The following is a 5,036-nucleotide window of genomic DNA, read 5'->3' on the forward strand; positions in this document are numbered from 1 at the left end:
GTGATCGGCGCCGTTGGTGTCTCCGGCGTCAAGGCTGCGCAGGATGGGCAAATTGCTAAAGCGGGCGTGGCGGTGGTGTCGGGGGTTCCTGGAGCTTAGATGTTCAGACTTGATCCTACGATTGACGACACGAGAGTGAAGCAACTTCTTGCACGTCGAGGCAGACTCTACATCAAGACCGTACTATTCTTGGGGGGCAGGTCAACAACACAAGAAAAAGGGTTTCCGCGATTAACCGGAAACCCTTGGTAATACTGGTCGGGGCGGCGGGATTCGAACTCGCGACCCCTTGCACCCCATGCAAGTGCGCTACCAGGCTGCGCTACGCCCCGACAGCCTGCAATTATAATCGATCCCGCGCTGGCTTAGCTTAGATTCGCAGCATTTCTGCGATGTTCAGCAGCTCTGTGCGAAGTATTCCGGGCGTCATGATTGTGGGCGTGGCATCGACAATCGCGTCATCCAGGCGATGGCGCGCCCCGCTAATGGTAAAGCCTTGGCTGTAGAGCAGTTCCCGGATGCGGCGTACCAGCAAGACTTCATGGTGCTGGTAATAGCGGCGGTTGCCGCGGCGCTTGACAGGCTTGAGTTGGGTGAATTCCTGCTCCCAGTAGCGAAGGACGTGCGGCTTCACGCCACACAGTTCGCTGACTTCGCCGATGGTGAAGTAGCGCTTGGCCGGGATGGGCGGCAAGGGCTCCCTGTCGGTATCTTTAGGACTGTGTTCCATTGTAGGAGAGTTCCACCTCACCCTTCAGTTTTTGGCTGGCATGAAACGTCACAACGCGTCGGGCGGTGATGGGAATCTCTTCGCCGGTTTTGGGATTCCGCCCTGGGCGCATGGGTTTGTCTCGCAACTGGAAATTGCCAAATCCCGAGAGCTTTACGCCGTCACCCCGTTCAAGTGCGTTGCGGATCTCTTCAAAAAAGGCTTCGACCATATCTTTGGCCTCACGTTTGTTGAGTCCTACTTTTTCGAAGAGTAAATCTGCGAGTTCTGCTTTGGTAAGCGTCATGTCTTTTCCCTGTCAGACGCGAAGCTGTGCCGCGAAGGCCTGCTGCAAATAAGTGACTAATTGTTGCACTGCGGCATCTACTTCCGCGTCTTGCAAAGTTTTTTGAGTATCTTGCATAACTATCCGGAATGCAAGACTTTTTTCCCCTGGAGCGATCCCTTTTCCGGCGTACACATCGAATAGACGGATGTCCTGAACGATGGCTGGCCTATTGGCGGCCATCCCCCCAAGGAGCCGCTCCAGCTCCAGTTTTTGATCAACGACAATGGCGAGATCACGGACCGCCGGGGGTTGGCGCGATACCTCGGCGTACTTTGGAAGTCTTGATTGTTTTACCGCGTCCAGCTCGAGTTCGAAGACGACCGCGGCCAGCGGCAGATCGTATTTTTGCAGCCATTGCGGGTGCAATTCGCCAACAAAACCGATATCTTTTCCCGCAAGAATCACGCGCGCGCTGCGGCCCGGATGCAGGGCAGGGTGATTTGCTTTTTCAAAGCGGGCGACTTCCGGGGCGAGAAGCAGTTCGACTTCGCCTTTGAGGTCGAAGAAATCGGCATCACGTTCGGCAACCCCCCATTGCTCCGGAAAGGCACTCCCATAGGCGAGTCCGGCAAGTTTCCAGGGTTGGTGGAATCCTTCTACCGGCACGCCCGGTGTGTCGCGATAGAAGCAGCGGCCCGTCTCAAAGATGCGGACACGGCTCTGTTTGCGCTTAAGGTTGGTGACGACATTGGCGATCAGGCCACCAATCAGCGTCGAGCGCATCACGCTCATCTGGCTGGCGATCGGGTTGGCCAGGCGGATCGGTGCGCGGTTCGCCGCAAAATCGGATTCCCAGGCTTCTTCGACAAAGGCATAGTTGATGACTTCCTGGAAACCGCGATCGGCAAGGATCTGGCGAACGCGGCTCAAAGGGCGCGCATTCTCGGTTTGCGGCAACATCGATAGCGTGGCGCGCGGTGGGGGGGCCGGAATATTGTCGTAGCCGTGGAGGCGGATGATTTCTTCAATCAGGTCTTCTTCGATCTCGATATCGAAGCGATAGCTTGGCGGTGTCACGATGAAGTCATCGCCCTCACGGGTGAAGACGAAGTCGAGGCGGGCGATATGCTCGCCGATCTGCTCGGCGGAAAAAGAGACGCCCAACACTTTGCTTACCCGAGATGGACGCAGGCGAACGGCTGGTCGTTGCGGCAGCGCGGCTTCGGCTTCACATAGCGGGCCGGCCTGTCCGCCGCAGATTTCCAGGATCAAGCGGGTCGCCCGTTCGAGCGCGTGCCGTGTTCCGCCAAAATCAACGCCGCGCTCGAAGCGGTGCGAGGCGTCGGATACGAAGCCATAGCGGCGGGCGCGTCCGGCAATCGCCTTGGGGGCAAAGAACGCCGATTCCAGGAACATCTCGGTGGTGTCAAGGGTGATGCCGCTGTCTGCGCCGCCCATGATTCCGGCCATCGCCACCGGATGCTTGTCGTCGGCGATCAACAGCACGTCGTCCTGAAGCTCGAGCGTTTGCTCGTTAAGCAGCAAGATCTTTTCTCCAGCTCGCGCCAGGCGGGCATGGATGGCGCCTTCAAGCCGGGCGTTGTCGAATGCATGCAATGGCTGGCCCAGTTCGAGCATCACGTAGTTGGTAATGTCCACCAGCGCGGAAATGGAGCGGATACCGCTTCGCTCAATGCAGCGTTTCATCCAGTCCGGCGTTGCGGCTCTGGGATTTACGCCGGCGATGACGCGACCGTAATAGAGAGGACACGCTTCAGGTGCGTCGAGAATGATCGCGCGATTGGTGGAAATGCCCACCTGAGCCTCGGCAAATTCGGGAAAAGTCGCCGGCGAACCGGTCAATGCTGCAACTTCGCGCGCCAGACCGGCAAGCGACAGGCAGTCCGCGCGATTCGGTGTGAGTTTGAGCGTCCGCAGGCGATCATCGAGGTCAAGGTAGCTGCGAACATCCGTGCCTACGGACGCTGCGTCGGGCAGCACAAGCAGTCCGGAAGCATCGGCGGTGAGGCCCAGTTCCTTGGCCGAGCACAGCATGCCCGAAGATTCGATGCCGCGAACCTTGGCCAACTTGATCTTAAAGTCGCCGGGCAGGTTCGCGCCGGGAAGGGCGCAAGGCACCTTCATGCCCGGGGAAACATTCGGGGCGCCGCAGACAATCTGCTGCGCTTCGCCGCTGCCGATATCGACGCGGCACACATTCAGCCGATCGGCGTCCGGATGCTTATTGACCTCGATGACCTGCGCCACGACGACATGATCGAAGGGCGGCGCGACGCTTTCTTCCTCTTCGACTTCGAGACCGGCCATGGTCAGGAGCTGCGATAACTCGTCGCCCGAAACGGTCGGGTTAACAAAGCTGCGGAGCCAGGATTCTGAGAATTTCATGAGCAGTTCGGTAGAGAAGTCGGCATCAAACGAACTGGCGCAGGAAGCGCAGATCGCCGTCGAAGAACAGGCGCAGGTCATTGACGCCATAGCGCAACATGGTCAGGCGATCCGGTCCCATACCGAAGGCAAAGCCGAGGTATTTTTCCGGGTCAATGCCAACGTGGCGCAGTACATTGGGATGCACCATGCCGCACCCGCCGACTTCCAGCCAGCGGCCTTTCATCGGTCCGCTCATGTAGGCGGCATCGATTTCTGCCGAAGGCTCGGTAAATGGGAAAAAGGAGGGGCGGAAGCGCACCTGCAGATCGTCGGTTTCGAAGAATCGGCGCAGAAAATCGGCGACCACGCCCTTGAGGTCGGCAAAGCTCACGTTCTCGCCGATCCACAGTCCTTCGACCTGGTGAAACATGGGCGAGTGGGTGGCGTCGGAGTCGACGCGATAGACTCGTCCCGGCGCGATCACGCGGATTTCAGGCATCGTTTCGAGGTCGGCGTATCGCGCTACATGCGCCTGCATGTAGCGTACCTGGACCGGACTGGTATGCGTGCGCAGCAGGATGTCCCTGGCTGGTTGGCCCTTTTCGTCCTGCAGGTAGAAGGTATCGTGCATTGAACGTGCCGGGTGATCCGCGGGGGTGTTCAGTGCGGTGAAATTCTGGAAGTCAGCCTCGATTTCCGGACCGTCGGCGACTTCGAAACCAATTGAGCCGAACAGCGCTTCAATGCGTTCCAGTGTGCGGGTGACAGGGTGCAGGCCACCACGCGATTCCCCGCGCCCTGGGAGCGTGACATCAAGCGATTCTTCGGCGAGGCGCGTTTCAAGCGCCAAGCGTCGGATCGCGTCGCGGCGGGCATTGAGCGATGCCTCGACGGCTTCCTTAACGCGATTGATCGCCGCGCCGGCAGTCTTGCGCTCTTCGGGCGACAACCTGGCCATTCCCTTGAGCAGTTCGGTAATCCGGCCACTTTTGCCAAGGTAACGCGCCTTGATTTGTTCAAGGGCATCGGGGTCATCGGTCGCAGCGAACGCGGCTGCGGCTTCTTCTGCTATTTGATCAAGGTTCTGCATGAAAGAATAAATACTTCACCAAAAAAAAGGAGGCCGAGCCTCCTTTTTCTGCTCGTTCAGTCAGGCGCCGAGCTGGGCTTTGGCTTTTACGGCCAGAGCGGCAAATGCCGGTTTGTCGAAAACGGCCAGATCTGCCAATACCTTGCGGTCGACTTCGATCTGCGCCTTCTTCAAGCCGTTCATGAAGGTGCTGTATTTCAGGCCGGCTTCACGCGCTGCCGCGTTGATTCGGGCAATCCATAGCGCACGGAACTGGCGTTTCCTTTGGCGACGGTCACGGTAGGCGTACTGCCCCGCTTTCATCACCGCCTGTTTGGCGATGCGATATACATTCTTGCGACGGCCACGGTAACCCTTGGCCAGTGCAATAACCTTCTTGTGACGCGCGCGCGCCGTTACACCACGTTTAACTCGAGGCATGGTTTATCTCCTTAAGCGTAAGGCAGCATGGCACGAACCATGGCCTTGTCGGAGTCATGCACTCCGGTAATGCCGCGCAACTGACGCTTGGCTTTGGTGGTTTTCTTGGTCAGGATGTGGCGTTTGAACGCCTGCGCGCG

Annotated in this window: 6 protein-coding genes and 1 tRNA gene; all 7 read right to left on the reverse strand. The window is 58.5% G+C overall.

The window, feature by feature from the left end; genetic code table 11:
* Positions 1 to 255 precede the first annotated feature (255 nt).
* Positions 256 to 332, reverse strand: a tRNA-Pro gene (locus PROAA_RS11480).
* 38 nt (positions 333 to 370) lie between these two features.
* A complete protein-coding gene (locus PROAA_RS11485) occupies positions 371 to 730 on the reverse strand; it encodes a MerR family transcriptional regulator (RefSeq protein WP_186411475.1) in 360 nt (119 codons plus the stop codon).
* The gene (locus PROAA_RS11490; RefSeq protein WP_186411476.1) at positions 714 to 1,016 is read right to left on the reverse strand and encodes an integration host factor subunit alpha; all 303 of its coding nucleotides are present in this window, start codon (positions 1,014 to 1,016) and stop codon (positions 714 to 716) included. Before PROAA_RS11490 ends, PROAA_RS11485 begins: the two co-directional genes overlap by 17 nt.
* Positions 1,017 to 1,028: 12 nt before the next feature.
* On the reverse strand, positions 1,029 to 3,404 hold the full coding sequence (gene pheT / locus PROAA_RS11495) for a phenylalanine--tRNA ligase subunit beta (protein ID WP_186411477.1): 2,376 nt from the start codon (positions 3,402 to 3,404) through the stop codon (positions 1,029 to 1,031).
* Positions 3,405 to 3,429: 25 nt separating this feature from the next.
* Entirely contained in the window at positions 3,430 to 4,476 is a 1,047-nt protein-coding gene (pheS, locus tag PROAA_RS11500; RefSeq protein ID WP_186411478.1) for a phenylalanine--tRNA ligase subunit alpha, read from the reverse strand.
* Between the two features lie 60 nt (positions 4,477 to 4,536).
* Entirely contained in the window at positions 4,537 to 4,896 is a 360-nt protein-coding gene (gene rplT / locus PROAA_RS11505) for a 50S ribosomal protein L20 (RefSeq protein ID WP_186410373.1), read from the reverse strand.
* A gap of 11 nt (positions 4,897 to 4,907) precedes the next feature.
* Positions 4,908 to 5,036: 50S ribosomal protein L35 (gene rpmI, locus PROAA_RS11510; protein ID WP_186411479.1), on the reverse strand; the 129-nt coding region annotated here is incomplete at its 5' end.

Source organism: Candidatus Propionivibrio aalborgensis (assembly GCF_900089945.1).
Taxonomy (GTDB): Bacteria; Pseudomonadota; Gammaproteobacteria; order Burkholderiales; family Rhodocyclaceae; genus Propionivibrio; species Propionivibrio aalborgensis.